At 59.4% G+C, this 1,652-nt stretch carries 3 protein-coding genes; 2 read left to right on the forward strand and 1 reads right to left on the reverse strand.

Features of this window, described 5'->3' with window-relative positions; translation table 11 throughout:
- Window positions 1-301: 301 nt before the first annotated feature.
- Window positions 302-499 (forward strand): hypothetical protein, encoded by a 198-nt coding sequence (locus tag D6877_RS10505; RefSeq protein ID WP_016770569.1) that lies wholly within the window; start codon window positions 302-304, stop codon window positions 497-499.
- On the opposite strand, the gene D6877_RS10510 is transcribed toward D6877_RS10505, so the two are convergent.
- Entirely contained in the window at window positions 500-925 is a 426-nt protein-coding gene (locus D6877_RS10510; RefSeq protein ID WP_007908738.1) for a PA3611 family quorum-sensing-regulated virulence factor, read from the reverse strand.
- Window positions 926-1,114: 189 nt separating this feature from the next.
- On the opposite strand from D6877_RS10510, the gene D6877_RS10515 reads away from it, so the two are divergent.
- Window positions 1,115-1,652 (forward strand): DTW domain-containing protein (locus D6877_RS10515; protein WP_130910722.1); only part of this gene is annotated, 538 nt, incomplete at its 3' end.

A 1,652-nucleotide genomic window follows, 5' to 3' on the forward strand; every position in this document is an offset into this window, starting at 1 on the left:
CAGCGTCCGGGCCGCACTGCAAAAACACACAGGGCCGGCAGTTCCATTTCTGCCGTTAACGAATGATCGGGAATACTCTCAATCTAGACCCTCGCACGCATTCGCGCTGACTTGAACAGTGCGCTGTAACGTTTTGCCTGGCAACCGCTTGCTGATTTGCGCCAAAGCCCCGCCGCTCGTCTGAACGTGTCGCGAAGGGCCATCACTCTGATTTACTCAATTACAGACGTCGCAAGACGACCTTGCGTTTGCGCAAGGCGAGGCAATTCAAGGATTCGTGGGTGGCAAGGAGGCGGGATGCATGGTCAGAGTGGTTCTGGAGATCGATACGCAGCTGTATCGAATGTTGCAGGAGTCGGCCGAGACGCATCAATTGAGTCTCGAAGAAGAGTGCTGCCGACGATTGGCTGGCGGCGAGCGTCGCTCGCGCTATCTGCAGGCGTTGGTAGCGGAATTGCGCGCCGAGGATGAACAGCGGCGCGCCAAGGCTTCGCGCTGATTACTTCTTCTTCGCTGGAGCGGCTTTCGGGCAATCGGATTCCTGGTAGCTGGCCGAGCCGATCGCTTTGTTGGTTTTCACTTCGGTGAAGTCGTAACGCATGATCGCGCCCTTGGCCATCAGCTTGCGGTACGACGGGTTGTTGCACACCGACGCGCCCAACTGGAAATACACAGCCTTGGGATCGGCGCGCATCTTGTCGGCGTGGCTCTTTTGCACGCTCAGATGGTTGATCAGCTGCGTGCCCTCGACGGTGTAGCCTTGATCAAGAATGTCTTCATTGATCGCCCGTGGCGTGCCGACGCTGCTTTGGGCGGCGACGTTGCGCAGCTCTCGGTTCAGATTCTGCTCACTCAGGGACGCAGCCTGAGCGGTAAAGGACGACGCCAGCAGAATGGCAGCGGTGGGAACGATAAGGCGCAGCATGAAACTCTCCTGATTCGGTGACTGGTGGTTCGACCCGTCACGGGGCGGTGCGTTCAGTGGCGGCGAATTATAGGGGAGCCGGTCTGGACGGTACAGGCTTGTGGCCGTCGCTCTGGTAAACTGCCGGCCTTTATTGCCCTGCCGAGTGTCTTTCGTGTCGAGTTTCCCTGTCTGCCGGTATTGCCTGCGATGATCCATGCCCCCAACGCCGTGGCCCGCCTGCGCGATCAGCGCGAAGACGAAGGCATCAAGCCGATTCAGGCGCGCGGCTTTCGCTCCGAGCGTTGCCGCGATTGCCGAGTGATCATAAGTCATTGCCTGTGCGCGTGGCGGCCAAGCGTCGACACCCGTTCTGGCGTGTGCCTGATCATGACCGGCAAGGAAGTGTTCAAGCCAAGCAACACCGGTTGGCTGATTGCCGATGTGGTGCGCGACAACCACGCGTTCATCTGGTCACGCACCGAGCCCGACCCGCAGATGCTCGCACTGCTCAACGATCCGCAGTGGCAGCCGTATCTGGTGTTTCCGGGTGAATACGTCGAACCGTCGCGGGTGACCAACACAGTGAGCATCGAAAGCAGCAAGCGCCCGTTGTTCATTCTGCTCGATGCGACCTGGACCGAGGCGCGCAAGATCTTTCGCAAGAGTCCGTATTTCGATCGTTTGCCGATTCTCAGCCTGCTGCCCGACAAACTCTCGCGCTATCGCTTGCGCCGTTCGACCCGCA

Origin of the sequence: Pseudomonas sp. Sample_9 (assembly GCF_004307535.1) — a bacterium.
Lineage (GTDB): Bacteria > Pseudomonadota > Gammaproteobacteria > Pseudomonadales > Pseudomonadaceae > Aquipseudomonas > Aquipseudomonas mercuritolerans.

What these genes read in the sequence shown, in the direction of transcription:
- D6877_RS10505 (WP_016770569.1), top strand. Translation starts at nt 302, where the DNA reads ATGGTCAGAGTGGTTCTGGAGATCGATACGCAGCTGTATCGAATGTTG.
- D6877_RS10510 (WP_007908738.1), bottom strand. Translation starts at nt 925, where the DNA reads ATGCTGCGCCTTATCGTTCCCACCGCTGCCATTCTGCTGGCGTCGTCC.